The 20494-nt window shown below is 44.0% G+C and carries 20 protein-coding genes; 17 read left to right on the top strand and 3 right to left on the bottom strand.

Annotated features, from left to right (window positions below; genetic code table 11):
• Nucleotides 1-23 precede the first annotated feature (23 nt).
• The 12 genes from B5Y67_RS14580 (at nucleotide 24) to B5Y67_RS14525 (ending at nucleotide 12697) form a co-directional block, all read left to right on the top strand.
• Nucleotides 24-1769, top strand: a complete 1746-nt coding sequence (locus B5Y67_RS14580) for a DEAD/DEAH box helicase family protein (protein ID WP_088227163.1) — start codon at nucleotides 24-26, stop codon at nucleotides 1767-1769.
• Nucleotides 1762-2502, top strand: coding sequence for a ComF family protein (locus B5Y67_RS14575; RefSeq protein WP_088227162.1), 741 nt, complete (start codon nucleotides 1762-1764; stop codon nucleotides 2500-2502). The genes B5Y67_RS14580 and B5Y67_RS14575 overlap by 8 nt, the downstream gene beginning before the upstream one ends.
• A 64-nt stretch (nucleotides 2503-2566) precedes the next feature.
• Nucleotides 2567-2869: a zinc-ribbon domain containing protein gene (locus B5Y67_RS14570; RefSeq protein WP_014829426.1), complete on the top strand. Its 303-nt coding sequence runs from the start codon at nucleotides 2567-2569 to the stop codon at nucleotides 2867-2869.
• Between the two features lie 510 nt (nucleotides 2870-3379).
• Nucleotides 3380-4177 (top strand): basic amino acid ABC transporter substrate-binding protein, encoded by a 798-nt coding sequence (locus B5Y67_RS14565; RefSeq protein WP_088227161.1) that lies wholly within the window; start codon nucleotides 3380-3382, stop codon nucleotides 4175-4177.
• Nucleotides 4178-4494: 317 nt separating this feature from the next.
• Complete coding sequence (locus tag B5Y67_RS14560) at nucleotides 4495-5172, top strand: amino acid ABC transporter permease (RefSeq protein ID WP_088227160.1); 678 nt, start codon at nucleotides 4495-4497, stop codon at nucleotides 5170-5172.
• Nucleotides 5159-5878 (top strand): amino acid ABC transporter ATP-binding protein, encoded by a 720-nt coding sequence (locus B5Y67_RS14555; RefSeq protein ID WP_088227159.1) that lies wholly within the window; start codon nucleotides 5159-5161, stop codon nucleotides 5876-5878. The genes B5Y67_RS14560 and B5Y67_RS14555 overlap by 14 nt, the downstream gene beginning before the upstream one ends.
• Before the next feature lie 274 nt (nucleotides 5879-6152).
• On the top strand, nucleotides 6153-6350 hold the full coding sequence (locus B5Y67_RS14550) for a cold-shock protein (RefSeq protein ID WP_088227158.1): 198 nt from the start codon (nucleotides 6153-6155) through the stop codon (nucleotides 6348-6350).
• A gap of 153 nt (nucleotides 6351-6503) precedes the next feature.
• A complete protein-coding gene (gene raiA / locus B5Y67_RS14545) occupies nucleotides 6504-7031 on the top strand; it encodes a ribosome-associated translation inhibitor RaiA (protein ID WP_088227157.1) in 528 nt (175 codons plus the stop codon).
• A gap of 157 nt (nucleotides 7032-7188) precedes the next feature.
• A complete protein-coding gene (gene secA / locus B5Y67_RS14540; RefSeq protein WP_088227156.1) occupies nucleotides 7189-9702 on the top strand; it encodes a preprotein translocase subunit SecA in 2514 nt (837 codons plus the stop codon).
• Between the two features lie 49 nt (nucleotides 9703-9751).
• A protein-coding gene (gene prfB / locus B5Y67_RS14535) for a peptide chain release factor 2 (protein WP_140419102.1) occupies nucleotides 9752-10856 on the top strand; the annotation gives its coding sequence in 2 pieces (ribosomal slippage) (nucleotides 9752-9820 and nucleotides 9822-10856; 1104 coding nt in all).
• 79 nt (nucleotides 10857-10935) lie between these two features.
• Complete coding sequence (locus tag B5Y67_RS14530) at nucleotides 10936-11769, top strand: transketolase (protein WP_088227155.1); 834 nt, start codon at nucleotides 10936-10938, stop codon at nucleotides 11767-11769.
• Nucleotides 11759-12697: a transketolase C-terminal domain-containing protein gene (locus tag B5Y67_RS14525; RefSeq protein WP_088227154.1), complete on the top strand. Its 939-nt coding sequence runs from the start codon at nucleotides 11759-11761 to the stop codon at nucleotides 12695-12697. Before B5Y67_RS14530 ends, B5Y67_RS14525 begins: the two co-directional genes overlap by 11 nt.
• Nucleotides 12698-12835: 138 nt before the next feature.
• Here B5Y67_RS14525 and B5Y67_RS14520 read toward each other — a convergent pair whose 3' ends face one another.
• Both B5Y67_RS14520 and B5Y67_RS14515 read right to left on the bottom strand, forming a co-directional pair.
• Nucleotides 12836-13582: an ABC transporter ATP-binding protein gene (locus tag B5Y67_RS14520; RefSeq protein WP_088227153.1), complete on the bottom strand. Its 747-nt coding sequence runs from the start codon at nucleotides 13580-13582 to the stop codon at nucleotides 12836-12838.
• A 49-nt stretch (nucleotides 13583-13631) separates the two neighbouring features.
• Entirely contained in the window at nucleotides 13632-14006 is a 375-nt protein-coding gene (locus B5Y67_RS14515; RefSeq protein WP_088227152.1) for a GntR family transcriptional regulator, read from the bottom strand.
• Nucleotides 14007-14237: 231 nt separating this feature from the next.
• On the opposite strand from B5Y67_RS14515, the gene ftsE reads away from it, so the two are divergent.
• The 5 genes from ftsE (at nucleotide 14238) to B5Y67_RS14490 (ending at nucleotide 19543) form a co-directional block, all read left to right on the top strand.
• A complete protein-coding gene (ftsE, locus tag B5Y67_RS14510) occupies nucleotides 14238-14924 on the top strand; it encodes a cell division ATP-binding protein FtsE (RefSeq protein WP_088227151.1) in 687 nt (228 codons plus the stop codon).
• The gene (gene ftsX / locus B5Y67_RS14505; protein ID WP_088227150.1) at nucleotides 14914-15804 is read left to right on the top strand and encodes a permease-like cell division protein FtsX; all 891 of its coding nucleotides are present in this window, start codon (nucleotides 14914-14916) and stop codon (nucleotides 15802-15804) included. Before ftsE ends, ftsX begins: the two co-directional genes overlap by 11 nt.
• Before the next feature lie 86 nt (nucleotides 15805-15890).
• Complete coding sequence (locus tag B5Y67_RS14500; RefSeq protein ID WP_088227149.1) at nucleotides 15891-17036, top strand: M23 family metallopeptidase; 1146 nt, start codon at nucleotides 15891-15893, stop codon at nucleotides 17034-17036.
• A gap of 72 nt (nucleotides 17037-17108) precedes the next feature.
• Nucleotides 17109-18290 (top strand): S41 family peptidase, encoded by a 1182-nt coding sequence (locus B5Y67_RS14495; protein WP_088227148.1) that lies wholly within the window; start codon nucleotides 17109-17111, stop codon nucleotides 18288-18290.
• Between the two features lie 206 nt (nucleotides 18291-18496).
• The gene (locus B5Y67_RS14490; RefSeq protein ID WP_088227147.1) at nucleotides 18497-19543 is read left to right on the top strand and encodes a hypothetical protein; all 1047 of its coding nucleotides are present in this window, start codon (nucleotides 18497-18499) and stop codon (nucleotides 19541-19543) included.
• A 4-nt stretch (nucleotides 19544-19547) separates the two neighbouring features.
• Here B5Y67_RS14490 and B5Y67_RS14485 read toward each other — a convergent pair whose 3' ends face one another.
• The gene (locus B5Y67_RS14485; protein ID WP_088227146.1) at nucleotides 19548-20390 is read right to left on the bottom strand and encodes an HDOD domain-containing protein; all 843 of its coding nucleotides are present in this window, start codon (nucleotides 20388-20390) and stop codon (nucleotides 19548-19550) included.
• Nucleotides 20391-20494: the final 104 nt, after the last annotated feature.

Here is a 20494-nt window from a genome sequence, read left to right as displayed (position 1 = left end):
ATAGATAGAATAAGAGGTTCATTATGGACTTTTATCTGACGTTAAATGAAGACGGTGACGTCGGTTATACTTTTAATCAAGGGATGGACAGGTTACCCTCCAAGGTCAGCTGTCTTAAGATCCCTTTGCCCTTGGGGGTTATTCAGTCTGTTCAAACTCAAATGACAAAATTCAAAAAGCAAAGGCATTTTCGATTAAAGGGAAATTATCATGAAAGGATAAGATCTGAACTATTCAAGGTATTAAATAACCGTGACTGGGATGTCCCAAAACTTACTTGGGAAAAGGATTTTGTAAGTTTAAGGAGTGAAACGCCCGCCTCAACAGCCGGCAAAGGAGATGACAAGGAGCTTCTGTTTCAATCCTTTGATTGGCTTGTTCGGGGAAGACAACTTTCATGGGAAGACTTAAGAAATTTGGCTCACGAGTTAAAGTGCTATGAGGAGACCATTTTACAGTTTGCCCAGATAAATGTTGCAGCAAAGAAGGCAGAGTGGATCCCTGCTGTGTTACGCCAAGGGGAGGGTTGGCAATGTCAGCGATGCGGTGCGAAAGATATCAAAGAGTGGCCCAGTTTTTACGGTAGGGCGGGAACTTGTCTCAGCTGCATGTCCTTGGGATCAAGCACTTCACTGAAAGCGTTTTACCGCGACTATCGTCCCTTGCCTGAGGACACGGAAAAGGTTGATTTTCGCCCGCATTGGAAATTAACAGAGGCTCAGGGTGTCGCTGCCGAGGAAATCCTGGATTTCTTAAAGGATTCTTCCGAGACAAAAGCTCTTTTATGGGCGGCATGTGGCAGCGGGAAAACAGAAGTTTGTTTTCCTTCTGCAGCTTGGGCTCTCGAACAAGGAAAGTCAGTTTTATTCGCAGCCCCCCGTCAAGATGTTATTAATGACGTAGCCCCAAGACTGAAACGAGACTTTCCTGGAGTTGCTATCCAAGTTCTGACAGGTAACGCGCCTGTTAAATTTCAAAGGGGAAGGGTGGTTTTGGCAACAACCCACCAAGTCCTGAGATTTTGGCAGGCTTTTGACTTAATAGTTCTCGACGAGATGGATGCTTTTCCGTATCAGGGAAACGGGGCTTTGGAGTGGGGCCTGAAACATGCCTTACGCTCGAATGGCAAGTTGCTTTATCTAACAGCCACACCTTCACCTGAAGGTTTAAAAGAAGTTCACCGCGGAAAGATGCGCCTAATTCGTCTTCCGGCACGGCATCACCGCTTTCCTTTGCCGGTTCCGATTATCGAGAGATTTTCTCAGAGGTTTGATCCTGAACGGAATCCGCCGTCTCTTAGAAGAGACCGTTTTGAATCATTACGGCATAAAGGACGAATTTTAGTTTTTGTCCCGAAAATATCTTGGATTCAGCCGTGGATTAATCGATTTCGCCAATGCTTTCCTGAGTGGAAGATTGACGGGAGCTACAGTTCAGATAGTGAGCGATCAGTAAAACTTGAAAAGTTACGTCAAGGCAAATTTGATCTTTTTTTAAGTACGACAATTTTAGAACGGGGAATAACCTTAGAAGGGATACAGGTTGTTGTTTTAGGAGCAGATCATCCGGTATTTGATGAACGAGCTCTGGTCCAAATGGCAGGCAGAGTTGGAAGGACCCGGAAAGATCCTGGCGGTTACGTTTTATTTATGGCCCATTTGGAGACAACGGCTATAAAAAAGGCAATCCACTGGATTGAAGATCAAAACCGAATGGCGCTTGAGAAGGGACTTATTGGCGAAGACTTAAAGGGGATTTCAAATGAATGAGTTCATTAAGGAAGGATTTAAACGTATTCGCGCCTTATGGTATTTAGAAAGATCCGGCTGTGTTTTCTGCGGAGGACATCCGAGCCCAATTTGTCCCATCTGTACCAGAGAGCTCCTTCATCCCGAATTAGGCCGCTGCCTGAGATGTGGGAAATTGATTGTTCAAGAAAGGACTCTTTGTAAGGATTGCACAGAGGGAAAGGGCCCCAAGTATTTAAAAAAGGTAATTGCCTGGGGGCATTATACTGGCTGCTTAAAAGAATTTATCCAAAACGTCAAATTTGGGGCAAACCCCATGCGCATGATGCAGATCAGTCGGCCGTTAGCGGATTGGGCCATTAGAGAGCTGCCTCCTGTTGACGGCATTTTGGCAGTGCCGATGCATTCAACACGCTTGGCGGAGCGGGGATTTAACCAGGCCGAGCTTATTGCATCACTAATACATTGGGAGCTAGGACTGCCGATTCTTCAAGGAGTTAAACGGGTTAAAGCAACGCCGCCTCAAGTTTCCCTCTCCCGCCAGGAACGGCTGCAGAACTTAAAAAATGCTTTTGCTTTGCAGAGCAAAGAGCTTTTTCAGGGACGCAGTGTATGGCTTATCGATGACGTCACAACCACAGGATCAACCTTAGATGCTGTGGCAGAAGTTCTGTATAAAGGCGGAGCAAAAGAGGTTTATGGTTTGTGTTTGGCTGCCGGCTTCGAAAAAGTACTTGTGCCCGGGTTTGATTAGAGTTATAATAACAAGTGGATGGGCAGAGCCTGTTACATTTTTTTACGTAAGGGGAATATCTTTCATGGCCTTTGAAGACAAAGAACTAGTATGTAAGGACTGCGGAGCAACATTCATTTTCACCGCCGGAGAACAAGAATTCTACGCTGAAAAAGGGTTCGAAAATGAACCACAACGTTGCCGCGAGTGCCGTAACGCACGTAAAGCCAGTCGTAATGCACAAGAGGGCAGATCACGTGAAATGTTTACTGTAGTTTGTGCGGATTGCGGAGTGGAAACACAAGTTCCTTTCCAACCGACATCTGATCGCCCGGTATATTGCCGCGAGTGCTATCAACACCATCGTCCAGCTCGTGAACAATATTAATTTAAAGCATTATATTGATTAATTGAGATTTAACAAGCATTGGTTGACTATGTCGGCCAATGCTTTTCTTCTTATATGCCTGGACATATTTTCATCGACAAAGTTACCCACAACGTTTCTGGGAGAAAAAGCGCATTTTTGACACTTATCCACATTATCCACAATTGGTTGTGTGTAACTTTCAAGGGATAACTTTTATAAGAGCCATTCTTTTCATAAATTCGAAGGTAAGCAGCTATTTTTTTATCAAGAAAATTTCTTCAGTCACAAGAATAGAGTTAAAAACTGCATTGAATAGTATTATCTTTAAAACAAGTATTTAAAGTGGGAGCGGTTTCCAGACTTTGCTTCGAATAATTTGGACAAAGGAAATTAAAGAAGGAAAAAAATAGGTATTGAATGATTATGCACCTATATGTATAATTGTAACCACAAGGATAAGCTGCCTGAATGGATACCTCATTTTAGGATCTATTCAAGGACAGTGCGTTAAAAGGGAGGAAAATTAAAATGTTCAAACCAAAGTTTCGTGTGATTTTGGCGGGATTGCTTAGTCTCAGTTTATTTGCTCTCGCAGGATGCGGAAGCACAAGTACCTCATCAACTTCAACTCCAGCATCGTCGTCCAGCGAGAAGGTTCTGAAAGTCGGTTCTGATATCACCTATGCGCCCTTCGAATTTATGGATGACAAACAACAACCAACTGGATTTGATATGGAACTTATTCAAGCTATCGGAAAAGATATTGGATACAAAGTCAGTATTGAAACATGTTCCTTTGATGGTTTGATCACTGCTTTGCAAGCTGGTAAGTACAATGCCGTCATTTCTGCCATGACAATTACCCCTGATCGTGAGAAGAGCGTAACCTTTAGTGACAAGTACTTTAAATCTATGCAGTATATCGCTATGAAAAAAGGTTCAAACTTTAAAACTCTTGAAGATTTAAAAGGGAAAAAAGTCGGGGTTCAACTTAATACTACCGGCCAATTTGATTGTGAAGCTAAAGGAATTACCCCTAAAAAATATGATACTACTCCCGACGCTCTTAACGACTTGCTCAATGGCGGGGTAGATGCTGTTGTTGCAGATTCACCGGTTGTTCTGTGGTTCCAAGCTCAAAATCCGACGGCTCAAATTGTATCGGTTCCGGCAAACGTTGATCCCGAGTATTATGGAATTGCTATGAAGCAAGGAGATACAGAATTGTCCACTAAGGTCAATGCTTCCTTGAAAAAGCTGATAGATAATGGAACATACGGCGATCTTTACAAAAAATGGTTTAAGAAAGATGCTCCCAAATTATAGAGCTAAGAATTTAAATAAGGCGAATGATTTCGTTCTTTAAAATTCCAGAATGAAAGTTATGCCAGGAAAAACATCTTTGAAAAATAAATAAATTAGTAAAAGAGAAGGTAACTTAATGCCTTCTCTTTTGCATCTAAATGATCCATCCAAAATTAATTTTTTGTGGTGTAAAATTGTATTCATGGTTTATGTGGGTATTTAAGCTTGTATAAATTTAAGCTAATAGGTATAATTTTAGACAGCGATCACGGAAATTATAAATTTCTGTTACCCGTTATTGGTTTGTTTAAACAAAATGAAAATGAGGAGGATTTTTCGTGGGATTGAACTGGAATGCAGCCATTGAAAGCATCCCTGTCTTAAATCGTGCGGCTCTACTTACACTGGAGTTAACAGCCGGTGCAGTGGCCATTGGGGTTGTGATTGGACTTATTATGGCCTTAGGACGGCTGTCGAAAATAACAATTTTGCGCGGAGCTGCTATTACGTATATAGATTTTTTTCGAGGCACTCCTTTATTGGTTCAAATCTTTTTAGTTTATTTTTTAATACCTAAACTTCTCCATTGGCAGGAGCTTCCTGACAACTATCAATATATTGCAGGTATTGTTGCCATGGGGCTTAATTCAGGAGCATATATTGCGGAGATTTTCAGGGCAGGGATTCAATCAATTGACCGGGGACAAACCGAGGCTGCTCGTTCCTTAGGTATGACACATTCTCAGGCCATGCGCCATGTTATTCTTCCGCAAGCCTTCAAGCGTGTCATCCCGCCATTAGGAAATGAGTTCATTGCCTTACTGAAAGATTCATCCTTATTGTCGATTATTGCTATTGAAGAGCTTTTTTACAGTTCCAAAATTATTGCAGGGCGAACCTTCCAACCGATACCCATGTATATTGCAGCTGCATTGTACTATTTAGTAATGACTCAATTAATTTCCCGGTGGGTTGCGTATATGGAGAGGAGGCTGGGCAAAAATGATATACGTTAAGAATTTGCATAAATCCTATGGAAAGCTGGAAGTGCTTAAAGGGATTGACTGCCATATTCGTGAAAAAGAGGTTGTCGTGGTGATCGGACCCAGCGGCTCCGGAAAAAGCACCTTTTTGCGCTGCCTCAATAAGTTGGAAGAGCCAACTAAAGGAGAAATAATTATTGACGGCATCCCTCTTAATTCTGAGGTAAATGTTAATGCCATTCGCCGCGAAGTCGGAATGGTTTTCCAACGCTTCAATTTGTTTCCGCATATGACAGCTATTCAGAATATAACCTTGGCTCCGGTAATCGTAAGAAATATGAATAAAGCGGAAGCTGAAAAAGTTGCCATGGAGCTTCTTGCCAAAGTTGGGCTTTCCGACAAAGCCCACGAATATCCGGATCACCTCTCAGGCGGACAACAGCAACGGGTAGCCATCGCCCGGGCATTGGCCATGAAACCGAAAGTCATGCTCTTTGACGAGACAACATCGGCCTTAGATCCAGAGATGGTTGGTGAAGTTCTCGCAGTTATGAAAGACCTGGCTCGGGAAGGTATGACTATGGTGGCGGTAACCCATGAGATGGGCTTTGCTCGTGAGGTCGGGGATCGAGTGATTTTTATGGATGAGGGAATTATCATGGAAGAAGGAGAACCCAATGAGGTGTTCTCAAATCCTAAGAATGCTAGAACACAGGCATTTTTGAGCAAGATATTATAAAGGACCTTTTTAAGCGCGCCGAGGCTATAAGCTAAAGGCGCGCTTTTCTGTGTCTGATGATAACTCCGCGCGTGTCAGGGGGACGGTCCTGGCGACACGCAACCTCCGCGTGTCACAAGGACCGTCCCCCTGACACGCCCCTGACACGGAACGATGTGTCATACAAGTCCCGCTAACGTTTAGACTTCCCCAAACTTGGTTATCCTCCTAAAGGTAAGTATTGGTTCAAGGAATTATCCTTTGAGCTATAATAATCAAGGAAGGTGTATTTTTTGTGGTAGGTAAAGTCAAATGGTTTAACAAACAGAAGGGCTATGGCTTCATCGAGCAGGAAAATGGACAGGATGTCTTTGTCCATTTTCAATCGGTTGTCGGAGAAGGCTTTCGTACCCTCGAGGAAGGCCAAAATGTAGAGTTTGATATTGTTCAAGGCCCGCGAGGGGAACAGGCTTCTAATGTAATGGTTCGCTGAGAAGGGTTTAGACTGCCTGAAGAAAGAATCGTTTTTTGAAACGATTCTCTCTTTAGGTTTAAACAAAAATATCTTGGGGAAAGTTAAAAATCAGCAGGATTTTTTCAAGAAATCGGGAATGTTACATATACCAGCTATAAAGGGGGTTGAAATATGAATATCATTATTCGTGGTAAACATATTGAACTAACAGACGCATTGAAAGAATATGTTACAAAACGGGTAGGAAAACTTGAAAAATTTTCGGATGAGTTTATGGATGTACAAGTAACATTACTTGTTGAGAGAGACCGCCATCGTGTTGAGGTAACTGCACCGATTCATGGAATGATTCTTCGCGGTGAAGAAGAAACTGAAGATATGTATTCTTCAATTGATATGGTTGTAGAAAAGCTGGAACGCCAAATTGATAAATACCGGACAAGAATTAATAAGCGCATGCGCTCAAAAGTTATGAAAGATCATGATGTGCAGCCGGCTTCAACCGTCGAGGAACTGCGTGAGGAAGTTGTGCGGCATAAGAAATTCCCTGTGAAACCCATGTCCGTCGAGGAGGCTATTATGCAAATGAACCTCATTGGACACACCTTCTTTGTATTTACGAATTCCGAAACGCAAGAAATGAATGTAGTATATCTGCGTAATAATGGGGATTATGGTTTGCTTCAGCCCCAATTTTAAGGTGTCAAAATAATTATGCTTCAAGCGCAGGCCCGCTTTTGCGGGCCTTTTAATGTGAAGGAAAATTATCCCATTGACAAATCCCCTGCTTCAGTTGCAGAGGGCTGTCTGGAATGTTAAAATTATGAAGACACAAGATTGAAGAAGGGTGGATATAATGGGGCTTTTAAATTTATTTGATGATAATGCCCGGGAAATCAGGAAGTACCAAAAACGTGTTGATGTGATTAACAGCCTTGAACCGAAGATCCAAGCCTTGAGTGATGATGAACTGAAAGGGAAGACTATTGAATTCAAAGAACGCTTAGATCAAGGGGAAAGTTTGGATAGCTTATTGCCGGAAGCCTTTGCCGTTGTTCGTGAAGCCAGTCGCCGGGTTATTGGACAACGTCACTATGACGTGCAGCTTATCGGAGGTATGGTTTTACATGATGGCCGGATTGCCGAGATGCGTACTGGGGAAGGAAAAACTCTTGTAGCGACATTGCCCTCCTATTTGAATGCACTGACTGGACAAGGTGTCCATGTCGTAACCGTTAATGATTATTTGGCCCGCCGCGATAGTGAATGGATGGGACAAATTCACCGTTTTCTGGGTCTAAATGTAGGTCTTATCGTTCATGGCCTAAGCTATGAGGAGCGTCGCACCAGTTATGCTGCGGATATTACCTATGGAACTAACAATGAATTCGGCTTTGACTATTTGCGGGACAATATGGTTACACGTCCGGATAGCCTTGTTCAACGGGAACTCAATTATGCCATCGTTGACGAAGTGGACTCAATTCTCATTGACGAAGCCAGGACTCCTTTAATTATTTCCGGTGAAGCGGACAAGCCAACGGAATTATATTTTAGGGTTGCTATGATTATTCCCCGTTTAAAGACGGAAGAAGATTACAAGGTCGTGGAAAAAGAGCGTGTTGTCACTCTGACAGAACAAGGGGTAAGCCGCGTCGAGAGTATGTTGGGCGTGGAAAATCTCTATGAAGATATCCATACAGAGTTAGCCCATCACGTTAATCAGGCCTTAAAAGCCCATACTCTTTTTAAACGTGATCGCGACTATGTAGTAAAAGATGGTGAAGTTATCATTGTCGACGAATTTACCGGACGGTTAATGTTTGGCCGTCGTTACAGTGAAGGGCTGCACCAAGCTATCGAGGCCAAAGAAGGCGTAAAAGTCGAAAAAGAGTCACAAACCTTAGCGACAATTACCTTTCAAAATTACTTTAGGATGTTTAAAAAACTTTCCGGTATGACGGGAACAGCTATGACCGAGGAACCGGAGTTCCGAAAAATCTATAAACTTGATGTTGTAGAAATCCCCACCAATAAGCCTGCGATCAGGAAAGATGAGTCAGATGTCATCTATCGGACGGAAAAAGGTAAATTCTTAGCGGTTGTGGAAAGCATTATTGAACGTCATTCTAAGGGCCAGCCTGTTCTTGTCGGAACAGTTTCTGTGGAAAAATCTGAACATCTTAGTGCTATGTTAGAGCGGCGAGGAATTCCCCATCAAGTCCTCAACGCCAAATATCACGAAAAAGAGGCTGAGATTGTCGCCCAGGCAGGGCAGCTCGGCATGGTTACAATCGCGACGAATATGGCTGGCCGTGGAACCGATATTATCCTCGGCGAGGGTGTCGACGAACTCGGGGGACTGCACATTATTGGTACAGAACGACATGAATCCCGTCGGATTGATAATCAATTGCGAGGCCGGGCAGGACGTCAGGGAGACCCGGGTTCAACACAGTTCTTTATTTCTCTGGAAGACGATTTAATGCGGATGTTTGGCGCGGAAAATATTATGGGGATTATGGATAAATTGGGAATGGACGATTCTGTGCCGATTGCTTCCCGTATGATTTCCCGCTCCATAGAGTCTGCTCAGCGCCGCGTCGAGAATCGCAACTTTGATATTCGGAAACACGTCCTTGATTATGATGATGTCATGAATCAACAACGTGAGGTTATTTATGCTCAGCGTCGTGCTGTATTAATGGGCGAAAATCTCAAAGATAATATTCTCGAGATGCTTGAAAAAACCGTTAAAGACAGCATTGCTATGTTTAGTGGGGAAAGTCCTTTCCCGGAAGAATGGGATTTGGAAGGTTTAGTTGGTTATGTAGAAAACTTCTATTTGCCGGGGACCCATGTGGACCCTGAAAAGTTAGGAGACCTTTCCAATGAAGAAGTTGAAGAATTCTTATTGGAAAAAGCGAAAGAACTGTATCAAAAACGGGAAGACGAGTTTGGTTCAGAACTAATGCGGGAAATTGAACGTGCAGTTATGCTGCAAGTGGTAGACAGCAAATGGATGGATCATCTTGACGCTATGGACATGCTGCGTGAAGGAATTGGGCTGCGAGCCTACGGACAAAAAGATCCTTTAGTTGAATATCGGCGTGAAGGATTTGAAATGTTCCAGGCTATGATCGATTCTATTCAAGATGATATTATTCGTTATGTTCTCCGAGTGACTCCTCAAGTTCGGGAAGAAACTTCAGAGCAGCCTCGAAACATCACCGAGAACCGCTATGAAGGAGAACCGAGCGCCCCGGTGCATACAGGGGATCAGATTGGTCGGAATGATCTCTGTCCTTGTGGAAGCGGGAAAAAGTATAAGAAGTGCTGTGGAGCAGAAGACAACGTGAAATCAAAATAGAACCAAAAGGTTATGCTTTTAAAAATAGGTTTGGAAGGGTGAATTGACAGTGCTTTCTGATTGGAAAAAGGATCTGGAAACTTTAAATGCACGCTTGGCAGATTTGAGGGTTTCCCTTTGACGTCCCCCAAAGAATAGAAAAGATAAGTGCTCTGGAGACTGAATTTCATCGCCCGGATTTATGGGATGATCCTGTTCTCGCTCAAAGGATTATGCAAGACTTAGCGTTTCACCAGGGAAAGGTTAAACTCTATGAGGAGTTAAAAAAGGATCTGGAAGAAACGGAAACTCTTTGGCAGTTAGCGATAGAAGAAGATGATGTAACTCTTGAGCCGGACGTCGAGCAGGGAGTTAAAGCACTGTTAACTAAATTTGAAGCCTTGGAACTGGAACTTCTTTTGTCTGGGCCCTATGACAGGAATAATGCCATTGTCACGCTTCATGCCGGCGCGGGGGGCACTGAGGCTCAGGACTGGGTACAAATGCTCTGTCGAATGTATACCAGATGGGGAGAACAACACGGATTTAAAGTGGAAACTTTGGATTTCTTACCCGGTGAGGAAGCGGGTATAAAAAGTGCCACGCTGTCTTTTAGCGGTGAAAATGCTTATGGATACGCTAAGTCGGAAAAGGGAGTCCATCGACTGGTACGGATTTCCCCCTTTGATGCATCGGGTCGTCGTCATACTTCCTTTGCGTCCGTTGATGTTATTCCGGAAGTTGCTGATGACAGCGAAATTACAATTGATCCAGAAGATTTGAGGGTGGACACTTACCGCTCGGGAGGAGCGGGAGGTCAGCACGTGAACAAGACTGATTCGGCTATTCGGATTACTCACTTGCCAACTGGAGTTGTTGTTCAATGCCAAAGTGAACGTTCCCAGATTCAAAATCGAGCCGCCGCTATGAGGGTTTTGCAGGCTAAGTTGCTGGAGCTAAAACGCAAAGAACAAGAAAATGAGATCTCAGAACTTCGGGGTGAACAACAAGAGATTGCTTGGGGAAGTCAAATTCGCTCCTATGTCTTTCATCCCTACAGTATGGTGAAAGACCATCGCACGAATGTTGAAACCGGAAACGTGTCTGCCGTGATGGACGGTGAACTTGACTCTTTTATTGCAGCGTACTTGCAAAAAACGAAAACAGTCCGTTAATTTTAGCGGTAAAATCATCTTGGTATGAGTATTGAAAGGAAAACCTCACTCGGAAAAAGGATCTAAAGGAGGGAATCTCTTGAGCACTGTTGATTTAAAACGCAAAGCGAATCTCATTCGGCAAGATATTATTTCCATGCTGGTGCCCGCAAAGGCGGGACATCCCGGGGGAAGTCTATCGGCTGCCGATATTGTGACAACTCTTTACTTTAAAGAAATGAGAATAAATCCACAAAACCCGAATTGGGCTGATCGAGATCGTTTTGTTCTTTCCAAAGGACATGCCGCCCCAGTTCTCTATGCTGCTCTTGCTGAAAAAGGCTATTTTCCCAAGGATGAACTTCTGGGCCTGCGACAAACGGGTCGAATGCTCCAAGGACATCCCGATATGAAAAGGACACCTGGTGTCGATATGTCTTCAGGCTCTCTGGGACAAGGCCTTTCCGTAGCCAATGGCATGGCTTTGGCCGGGAAGCTTGATAAGAAAGACTATCAAGTTTACGTATTGCTCGGTGACGGAGAAGTGGCTGAAGGACAGGTTTGGGAAGCGGCGATGGCTGCGGCACATTATAAACTGGATAATCTTACAGCTATCTTAGATTATAACGGCTTGCAAATTGACGGACCAACAGATAGTGTCATGTCATCAGCACCTTTGGCAGACAAATGGCGCGCATTTTGCTGGCATGTGATTGAAGTTGATGGGCACGATATTGAGGCTTTAGAAAAGGCCTTTGCTGAAGCGAAACAGGTTAAAGGAAAACCAACAATTCTCATCGCTAAAACAGTAAAGGGCAAGGGGGTTTCCTTTATGGAAAACCAAGTAGGTTGGCACGGCAGTGCACCGAATGCCGAACAGGCTGAACAGGCCCTCAAGGAATTACGAGAGGAGGGACTATCCCTTGGCGAATAAAGTTGCAACACGAGACGCATACGGCAAAGCTCTTCTTATCCTGGGGAAAGAAAATCCTAATGTCGTTGTTTTAGATGCGGATTTGTCGAAGTCGACGAAGACTGCGGAATTTGGCAAGAACTATCCTGAACGTTTCTTTAATATGGGCATCGCTGAAGGGAATTTGTTGGGAACGGCAGCAGGTTTAGCTGCCGCCGGAAAAGTCCCTTTTGCTAGTAGTTTCGCTATTTTTGCTACCGGCAGGGCATTTGAGCAGATTCGCAATTCTATTGCCTATCCGAAACTGAATGTTAAGATTGCTGCAACTCATGCAGGGATCTCTGTCGGTGAAGACGGCGGCTCACATCAAGCTATAGAAGATGTGGCCATTATGCGTGCGCTCCCGAATATGGTGGTTCTGGTACCTGCAGACGGGGAAGAAACTCGCCAGATGGTTTTGGCGGCTGCAGAGTACGAAGGTCCTGTTTACATTCGCATGGGACGCTTAGAAGTGCCTGTGCTCTTTGGTGAGGACTATCACTTTGAAATCGGGAAGGCAAAGGTTCTCAAAGAAGGAACCGATGTTGCTATTATGGCCAACGGCCTGATGGTAGCTGCCGCGCTGGAAGCTGCTGAACTATTAGCCGGTGAAGGGATCAGCGTCAGTGTTGTTAATGTTTCTTCAGTAAAACCTCTTGACGAAGAGACAATCCTGCGTGTGGCTAAAGAGACAAGAGCCGTTGTAACTGCAGAAGAGCACAACATTATCGGCGGTTTGGGCAGTGCCATTGCCGAGATTTTGGGAGAAAAGCTGCCGACACCCATGGTACGGGTCGGCCTCAAGGATTCCTTTGGAGAGTCCGGACGCCCTTACGAACTTCTTGAGAAATATGGATTGGGAAAAGAAGGTCTCGTGAAAGCCGTTCGCGAAGCTCTGGCGAAAAAATAAACTTAAATCTATCGGACTATAAATAATCCCGTGGGGAACAAAACTCTAAGTTTTGTTCCCCACGGGATATTTTTTGTATTCATTGTATGGAGAGGCGGTAAAGCCCACGAAGATTGCGTAGGAGAGCGGAGCCATGGTTCACATTGTTTTTAGACCAACAAATAGACGTTTTGTTTCAGGGGTTAGCAGTTCTTGTGCTCCTTTAACAATTCCGTAATTATCTAAAATGTCATCCTTAGGCGAACTTAAAACAATTTGCCCATTGTTTAGAAAGGTCACAAAATCGGCAATCTTATCAAGGTCAGAGGTGATGTGGGTTGAGAAGAAGACCGATTTTCGCTCGTCTTGGAGCAGAGCGGTCAGGATTTCCAACAGTTCAGAGCGAATCAGCGGATCCAGGCCTGCCGTTGGTTCATCCATAATTAAGAGATCTGCTTGATGGGAGAGAGCAACAGCAAGGGAGAACTTCATTTTCATTCCTTTGGACAGCTGCTTGATCTTCTGTTTAGGATTGAGGTCGAAGTCCTTTAAATAGTGGGCAAATACCTTAGGATCCCAGTACTTATAAAAAGGAGCAACAATTCTACTCATGTCCCGCAGGGTTAGTTCATCATAGTAGTGGTTTTCATCGAAGACAAAGCCAATTCGCTCTCTAATCTCTCGGGCTTGGGTTTGATGCTCCAGACCGAAAACATTAATCTCTCCGCTGTCTTTACGCATCAAATTCATAATCAGCTTAAGAGTCGTAGTTTTACCGGAGCCATTAGGACCGATGAATCCCATGACATAGCCGCGGGGCAAATTAAAACTGACCGATTGTAAGGTAAAATCTTGAAAACGTTTTGTCAAATTCCGCACCGAAAGGATAGTATCTGTTGAAGTCATACCGTTTCCTCCTTAGAAAATACAATTTGCGGATCCTTGTGGGCAAGGTTTAGTTGTCTTCATAAAGCAACGTAAACATTTCCAGAAGTTCTTGTTGGCTTAAGCCGGCGATTTTGGCCACTGCAATAGCTTCGGAAACCTTTTCCTCCACAACACGTAAGCGTTTTTCCCGTAAGAGTTCTTTGTTCTGAGCTGCTACAAAAGAACCTTTTCCAGGGACAGTTTCTATATACCCATCTCTTTCCAAGTCTTCATAGGCCCTCTTAGAAGTAATGACACTAATTTGCAATTCCTTCGCCAGAGAGCGAATGGAAGGGAGCGCTTCGGCTTCGGAGAGTTCTCCGTTGAGAATAAGACGTTTTAATTGGTTAACGATTTGTTGGTAGATAGGCTCTGGAGAAGAATTAGAAATAATGATGTTCATAGCCAGGCATTCACTTCCTTCCAAGATAAAGTGTTCAGACTGCACATGCTGTATATAGACAATATATACAGTATGTGCAGAATTGTCAAGGGTGTCGTAAGAAAGGTTTAACAAAATCTTGAGATCTAAAAAGAAATTGGCTAAATTTACGAACAGGAAAATCGCGAGGGGTGTCGAATAAATAATAGTTATGGTAAAAGGGCGCGGCTCACGAAAATCAAGGAGGACTGTATGATTCAGTTAAGAAATGTATCCAAGATTTATCCGAATGGTGCCAGAGCCCTCGTAGATGTCAATCTAAAAATTGACAAAGGGGAGTTTGTATTTTTGGTAGGTCCAAGCGGAGCCGGCAAATCGACTCTGATAAAATTGTTCTACCGTGATGAAACTCCGACTCGGGGACAGGTTCAAATCAACGGAAAAAATTTAGTTCGGATGAAAGAAAGGGAAGTTCCCTATCTGCGGCGCAGCATTGGGGTAATCTTCCAGGATTTTAAATTATTGCCCAATAAAACTGTTCAGGAAAATGTGGCCTTTGCCCTTGAGGTAATTGGTGTCTCTAGGAAAGAGGTTCGAACCCGTACCAGCAATATGTTGGAACTTGTTGGACTGGCGGGTAAGGAAAATGCCTTTCCCACTGAGTTGTCAGGCGGGGAACAGCAGCGTGTTTGTGTGGCACGGGCTATAATTAACAACCCTGCTTTATTAGTGGCGGATGAGCCGACAGGGAATCTTGATCCTGAGACTGCATGGGGGATTATGGACTTGCTTTTTAACATTAACAAACGTGGAACAACGGTCGTTATGGCTACTCATGCTCGGGCTATCGTTAATAAAATGCAAAAACGAGTCATTGCTATTGAAAATGGTCGAGTTGCACGAGATGAGGAAATGGGAGGATACGGTTATGACGTTTAATTTTCCTCGCTATATTCTGCGTGAAACCGGCCATTCCATGAAACGAAATCCTTGGCTAAGTATTGCCTCCGTTCTGACGGTTATGGTGTCCCTCATTATCTTAGGTTTTTCCATCTTCTTTTTAGCCAACGCTACCAATGTGGCCCAATCTTTTGAATCTCAGCTTGAAATTGCTGCCTTTGTCAAAGACGATGCAACCGCGGACCAAGTTCAGACTCTTCAGAGTCGAATTCAAGGAATGACGGGAGTTTCTTCTGTGACTATTGTAACCAAGGAACAAGCCCTGGCTAATTTCGGGAAAACTATGGGAGGTTCGCAAAGTAATCTTGTGACAGATCTGGGAGGGACCAATCCTTTCCCGGATAAGTTAACGATTAAAGCAACCAATCCTCAAGATGTTGAAAACCTTGCCTCTGCCATCCAGGCCTTACCGGAAATTGATATTGTTCGTTATGGACAAGGATATGTGGATAAGCTTTTGCAATTTACCAAATGGCTGAGGTGGATCGGCTTTGGTGTTGTTGGTGCCTTTACTGTTGCGTCGGTGGTGCTTATTTCTATTAATGTTAAAATGAATGTTTTTTCCAAACGCCGGGAGATTCAGATCATGAAATTAGTGGGGGCGAGCAATGGATTTATACGCTGGCCGTTTCTTATTGAAGGACTGACCTTAGGCCTTCTGGGAGGCGGGCTGGCAGCGCTGACTGTCGGAATGGGCTACAATTGGATAACGATGTATGTTCAGTCAACCCTTACCTTTTTGCCGGTTGTGCGCAATATTGTCCTCTTTCGTCAAGTATTGGGAGGGCTTTTACTTGCCGGTATGGCTATGGGTGCTGTTGGCAGCGGGGTTTCTTTGCAGAAATTCCTGCATTCCTGACCGAAAATGAGTTGTGTGCTAAGGATGATGCGTAATAACGCATTCCTTGGCACGTTTTTGAATCTGTGAGTCTCAGGGGGGAGTGTATGTTCAAGAAAAAAGTGAGCCTAATCGTGACACTATGTCTTGTGCTGCTTATGACCTCAAGGGTGTCCTCTCAGGCCAGTGAGCTTAACGACGCAGTAGAACAGCAGCAATCAATCTCCAGTCAAAAGAATCAAGCGCAGAACCAATTACACCAATTGACCTATTCTGCAGATAAATTGAAAGCTCAGCTTGCTCAGTTGGATACCCAAATTTCTGATGCTCAGTCGCTGCTGGCACAAAAGCAGCTTGCTTTTACCCAGGCCCAAACGCAAGTTCAGGCTGCACAGCAAGAATTGGAACAGAAACAACAAGAGTTAGACGATCGCAGAGTCGCCCTCGGGAAACGAGCAAGAGGGATTTATGAGAATGGGCAAATTAGCTATTTTGAACTGCTCTTTCAGTCCGCCAATCTGGGTGACTTTATAACGCGACTGGAATATTTCAATAAATTGATAGCCAATGATCACAAGTTATTAACAGACATTAAGGATCAAAAAGAAAAAATTACTCAAAAGACACAAGAATTGCAAAAAAAGAGGGATCAAGCGGCTCAGCTGCAAGTTCAGGCGGCAAAGGCCAAAGAGGATCTTGATGGCAAAAAAGCTCAGCAGCAAACAGCCTTGGCGGAAAATCAGAAAGCAGTACAAGCATCTTATGACGAAGTAGAACGCCTGCAAACTGAGGCAAATGCCCTCAATGATAAGATTCGCAAACTCCAGGCCGCACAAGCCGGAAAAAACAAAGGAGACGGTACTATCTCAACTTGGCCCTTGCCGGGGCATTATGAGATCAGTGATCCTTATGGTTGGCGGACTCATCCTATTACCCACCAGCAAAGCTTACATACGGGGACGGATATAATGGCTCCCATGGGTACCGAGATTCACGCTGCTGGAAGTGGGGTAGTTATCATGGCCGGTTGGAATGTGGCCTATGGCAACATGGTCATCATCGATCATGGCCACGGGATTTCCTCACTTTATGGACACCAATCAAGACTGAATGTTACCGAAGGGCAAACCGTGGAAGCGAATCAAGTGATTGGCTACGTTGGTTCCACTGGCTGGAGCACTGGTCCGCATTTGCATTTTGAGGTAAGAGTTAGTGGAAACCCAACGGATCCGCTGCAATTTTTTCCCCACTAAGGGATAAGCAGTATTTCTGCAGGGGGATAAGCATATAATAGAGCAAGACTTGAGGAAAGGGTTTGACTTTGAGTGCAGGAGTGGAATTTGAAAAGAACATTAAAACCTATTGGCGTTGTCTTACTTATAGTTTGTGTGTTGGTAACCGCCACCGTAGGCGGAATTGTGATCGCCAACGTCGATAATATCGGGCGTTTGGTTCATGTTGTACAACTTATTCACAGCGATTATCTGGAGAATGTTTCGAATGCTCAATTGGTTGAGGGAGCTACGAAGGGAATTGTTGACATTTTAGGGGATCCCTATTCTACCTATATGAATGCTCAGGAGAATCAGGAACTGTTTCAAGTACTTGAAGGTAAGTTTGGTGGCGTGGGTATCGTACTAAGTCTCAAGGACCCCAAAAAACTTGTGGTTTTGCGTCCTATCAAAAATTCCCCGGCAAGTAAAGCGGGAATTCTGCCGGGGGATGTTGTGAATAAAATTAATAACACCGATACAACGGGAATGGACCAGGATAAAGCCGTGAACTTGATGCGCGGTGACCCCGGAACAAACGTTGTCTTAGGCTTATATCGAGCGAGCACAAACAAAAATTATACGGTGAGCTTGACGAGGGAAGATATTACTGTCCCCACCGTCGATGGAGAAACATTGCCGGGGCATCCCGATATGGCTTATATTAATATCACCCAGTTTGCCTCAGATACCGGTGATGAATTGAAAGACACATTAAACACGATGAATATTAAAAAATACAAAGGAATCATCTTGGATCTGAGATATAATCATGGCGGCGAGCTTAATGCTGCAGTTCAGGTTGCGAGTTATTTTGTTCCATCAGGTCCTGTGGTGTATATAGTCGATAAACAAGGGAACGTGGATACTAAAATGGCTGCCGGGACGTATTTAGGAATGCCCTTAGTCGTCCTTGTCAATGAAGAGAGTGCTTCAGCTGCAGAGATTGTCTCTGGTGCCATTAAAGACGATAAGACTGGAACGTTAGTAGGCGTGAAAACTTTCGGCAAAGGGATAGTTCAAACAATTTTTCCTCTTGATGCAGGGACGAGCGTTAAACTAACGACAGCGAAATATCTCACTCCTAAAAAGATCTCCATCCATAAAATTGGAATTGAGCCCGACGTGAAGGCAGAACTGAGTAAAGGCCAGCAGGCCACTCTTTCGCCGACAGATACTAATTTTGATCCTCAGCTTTTAAAAGCGGTTCAAACGTTACAAGGAAAATTAAAGTGATCTCGTTCAGGTAAAGCTGAACATCGGGAACCATTCCCACTTGTTAGGAGCGGGAGTCTTACGACTGAATAAAATTAAACTAAACTAAACGAGGCTGCAGCAAACCGGCATGTTTGCGCAGCCTCGTTTTTTATCAATGAATTCACCCCCGCAGTCCCAATTGCATAGACTACGCTGATATAAAAAACAACGGGGGTTGGTTGAGGATGGGAAATAAAACAGGGGTGAGACATTACTTTGGTGAAGGAATAACGACACGAGGGTATATTTCCCTGCTGCCCAATATGATGCCTAATTGGCAAAGAGTCTATGTACTATTAGGGGGGGCCGGAACAGGTAAATCGACCCTAATTAAAGTAATTGGTTTGGAATTATTAGATCGCGGATACGAGATTGATTTTATGCGTTCAGCTCGAGACCCCGATTCCATGGCAGGTTTTATTGTGCCGCGCCTGGGACTGGTGATGCTGGATATGATGGAAATCTCACCGCTGCGCTGGCGTGCGCCGGGAGTAGTGGAAACGTTCATAGACTTCAACCATTTTTGCGATGAGCAAAAGCTTGAGAAGCAGCGGTTACATATTCTAAAGCTTGAAACTCAACTCCAGCTGCTTCAACAGAGCGTCGAAGAGGAATTGGCGGTTGAATTAAGTTCTTTAATTGAGAGAAGTGCGGCAAGAAAGCATAAAGGTGAAGATATGTCTTGGATTTTGGGTAATTCCGCTCGCTTAAAGGTTAAGAAAGAAAATACCGGTCCTTGGCCGCTGGCAGAGAATGCTGTGAAACTACTGCAAAAGAGCAGTATTAATCCATATTTTTTACATGGTTTGACGACAGAAGGCTGGCTTAATCTTGCACCTTATTTTCTCATGGACTTCGATCAGATATGTCTTGAAGGAGACGAAACGTTAGATGCCTTAGATTGGGTTTTAAGTGAAGCCCAGCAGCTTGGACAATTAATTGAAATTGTCTTACATCCTCTTAATCCAGATGAAGTCATAGGAATTGTATTTCCGGAACGTCATTTAGCTATTTGGCAAGGTAATCCGGATAACTTATCCGACCAGGGTTTAGAACGGCCTTTTGGGGAAAAACTTATTGAAACATTAGCGGCTTGGCAAACCCACAGATCACGGCTTAAAGCCTATTATACCGAAACCGTAGATTTTGAAAGGCTCGATGGTTACAGGGAAACCATACTCAATAACATTTTGGGAGACCTAAAATTAATGGGGGATTTAAAGCGGGTCTGACTGTCTAGCCAAAAATAGAAGGATCAACCAGGTACTCGCCAACTTCCGCAATAAGACGTTCTAGATCTTTTTCCTTGAGGTTAAAGCGGTCTAGAATTTCTTGCTGCAGGGGGTTGAAGAAGCTGTCCACACCACCGCCGGTACCGAGTAAGCTCGCCAGGCCATTGGCAATATGGATGACTGATGCTAAATCGATGTAGTTTTGGGCCTTTAAGGGAGAATGATGACAGGAGATTCCTTCCACGAGATCTTCCGGCAGGTTCCAGTTGATGGCTAAGTATCCGCCGACCGTTGCATGGTCATAGCCAATAACTTTTTCTTCAAGTTCAACATAAGAAAGGGCGGCTTCTTGAACTTTCTTAAGCAAAACGGTATTAACTTCCTGAATATAGATGGAAATAACTAATTTCCCAATGTCATGAAGCAAGCCGGTAGTAAAGGCAACTTCAGTAAAAGGCAGTTTTAAATATTGACACAATCGCTTTGCCGCCATAGCTGTGAGCATGGAATGTTTCCAGAGACCTTCTTGTTCAATTTCGTAGCCGATGAGACCGGCTTTAAGCATTGGGGCTACGGCTGAGGCCATGGCCAATCCTTGTATTGACTGAAAACCTAACATAACAATGGCTTCTTGCAATGAGGAGATACGGCGGGCGTAGCCATAGTAGGCAGAGTTGGCCTGTTTTAGCATTCCGGCAGCAAGAGCGGGGTCCTGCCCAATAACAGCTTCCAGTTCTTTTACTGTAGTTGAAGGATTTTTTGTTAAGGTAACGATTCGTACGGCAGCAGTAGGCAGAGGAGGAAGAGCATTAACACGATTAAGAATATGTTCCAATTTGACAGGCAATTTCAGCCCTCCTTTAAGATAGTGACCAGCGGTCGAACAAACTGCATTTTTTTAGAGGACAAGGGAAGACTAACGACAAAATTAGGAGTTCGAAAGGAGCGTTT

The organism is Desulfosporosinus sp. FKB, from assembly GCF_002196705.1.
In the GTDB taxonomy this organism is placed as follows: domain Bacteria; phylum Bacillota; class Desulfitobacteriia; order Desulfitobacteriales; family Desulfitobacteriaceae; genus Desulfosporosinus.
Note: the sequence above shows the minus strand (reverse complement) of the source record. Positions and strands in the feature narration are given on the sequence as shown.

Bases quoted from the DNA above. Each gene is read 5' to 3' on its own strand.
- B5Y67_RS14580 (WP_088227163.1), top strand. From the start codon at position 24: ATGGACTTTTATCTGACGTTAAATGAAGACGGTGACGTCGGTTATACT.
- B5Y67_RS14575 (WP_088227162.1), top strand. From the start codon at position 1,762: ATGAATGAGTTCATTAAGGAAGGATTTAAACGTATTCGCGCCTTATGG.
- B5Y67_RS14570 (WP_014829426.1), top strand. From the start codon at position 2,567: ATGGCCTTTGAAGACAAAGAACTAGTATGTAAGGACTGCGGAGCAACA.
- B5Y67_RS14565 (WP_088227161.1), top strand. From the start codon at position 3,380: ATGTTCAAACCAAAGTTTCGTGTGATTTTGGCGGGATTGCTTAGTCTC.
- B5Y67_RS14555 (WP_088227159.1), top strand. From the start codon at position 5,159: ATGATATACGTTAAGAATTTGCATAAATCCTATGGAAAGCTGGAAGTG.
- raiA (WP_088227157.1), top strand. From the start codon at position 6,504: ATGAATATCATTATTCGTGGTAAACATATTGAACTAACAGACGCATTG.
- secA (WP_088227156.1), top strand. From the start codon at position 7,189: ATGGGGCTTTTAAATTTATTTGATGATAATGCCCGGGAAATCAGGAAG.
- B5Y67_RS14520 (WP_088227153.1), bottom strand. From the start codon at position 13,582: ATGACTTCAACAGATACTATCCTTTCGGTGCGGAATTTGACAAAACGT.
- B5Y67_RS14515 (WP_088227152.1), bottom strand. From the start codon at position 14,006: ATGAACATCATTATTTCTAATTCTTCTCCAGAGCCTATCTACCAACAA.
- ftsE (WP_088227151.1), top strand. From the start codon at position 14,238: ATGATTCAGTTAAGAAATGTATCCAAGATTTATCCGAATGGTGCCAGA.
- ftsX (WP_088227150.1), top strand. From the start codon at position 14,914: ATGACGTTTAATTTTCCTCGCTATATTCTGCGTGAAACCGGCCATTCC.
- B5Y67_RS14500 (WP_088227149.1), top strand. From the start codon at position 15,891: ATGTTCAAGAAAAAAGTGAGCCTAATCGTGACACTATGTCTTGTGCTG.
- B5Y67_RS14490 (WP_088227147.1), top strand. From the start codon at position 18,497: ATGGGAAATAAAACAGGGGTGAGACATTACTTTGGTGAAGGAATAACG.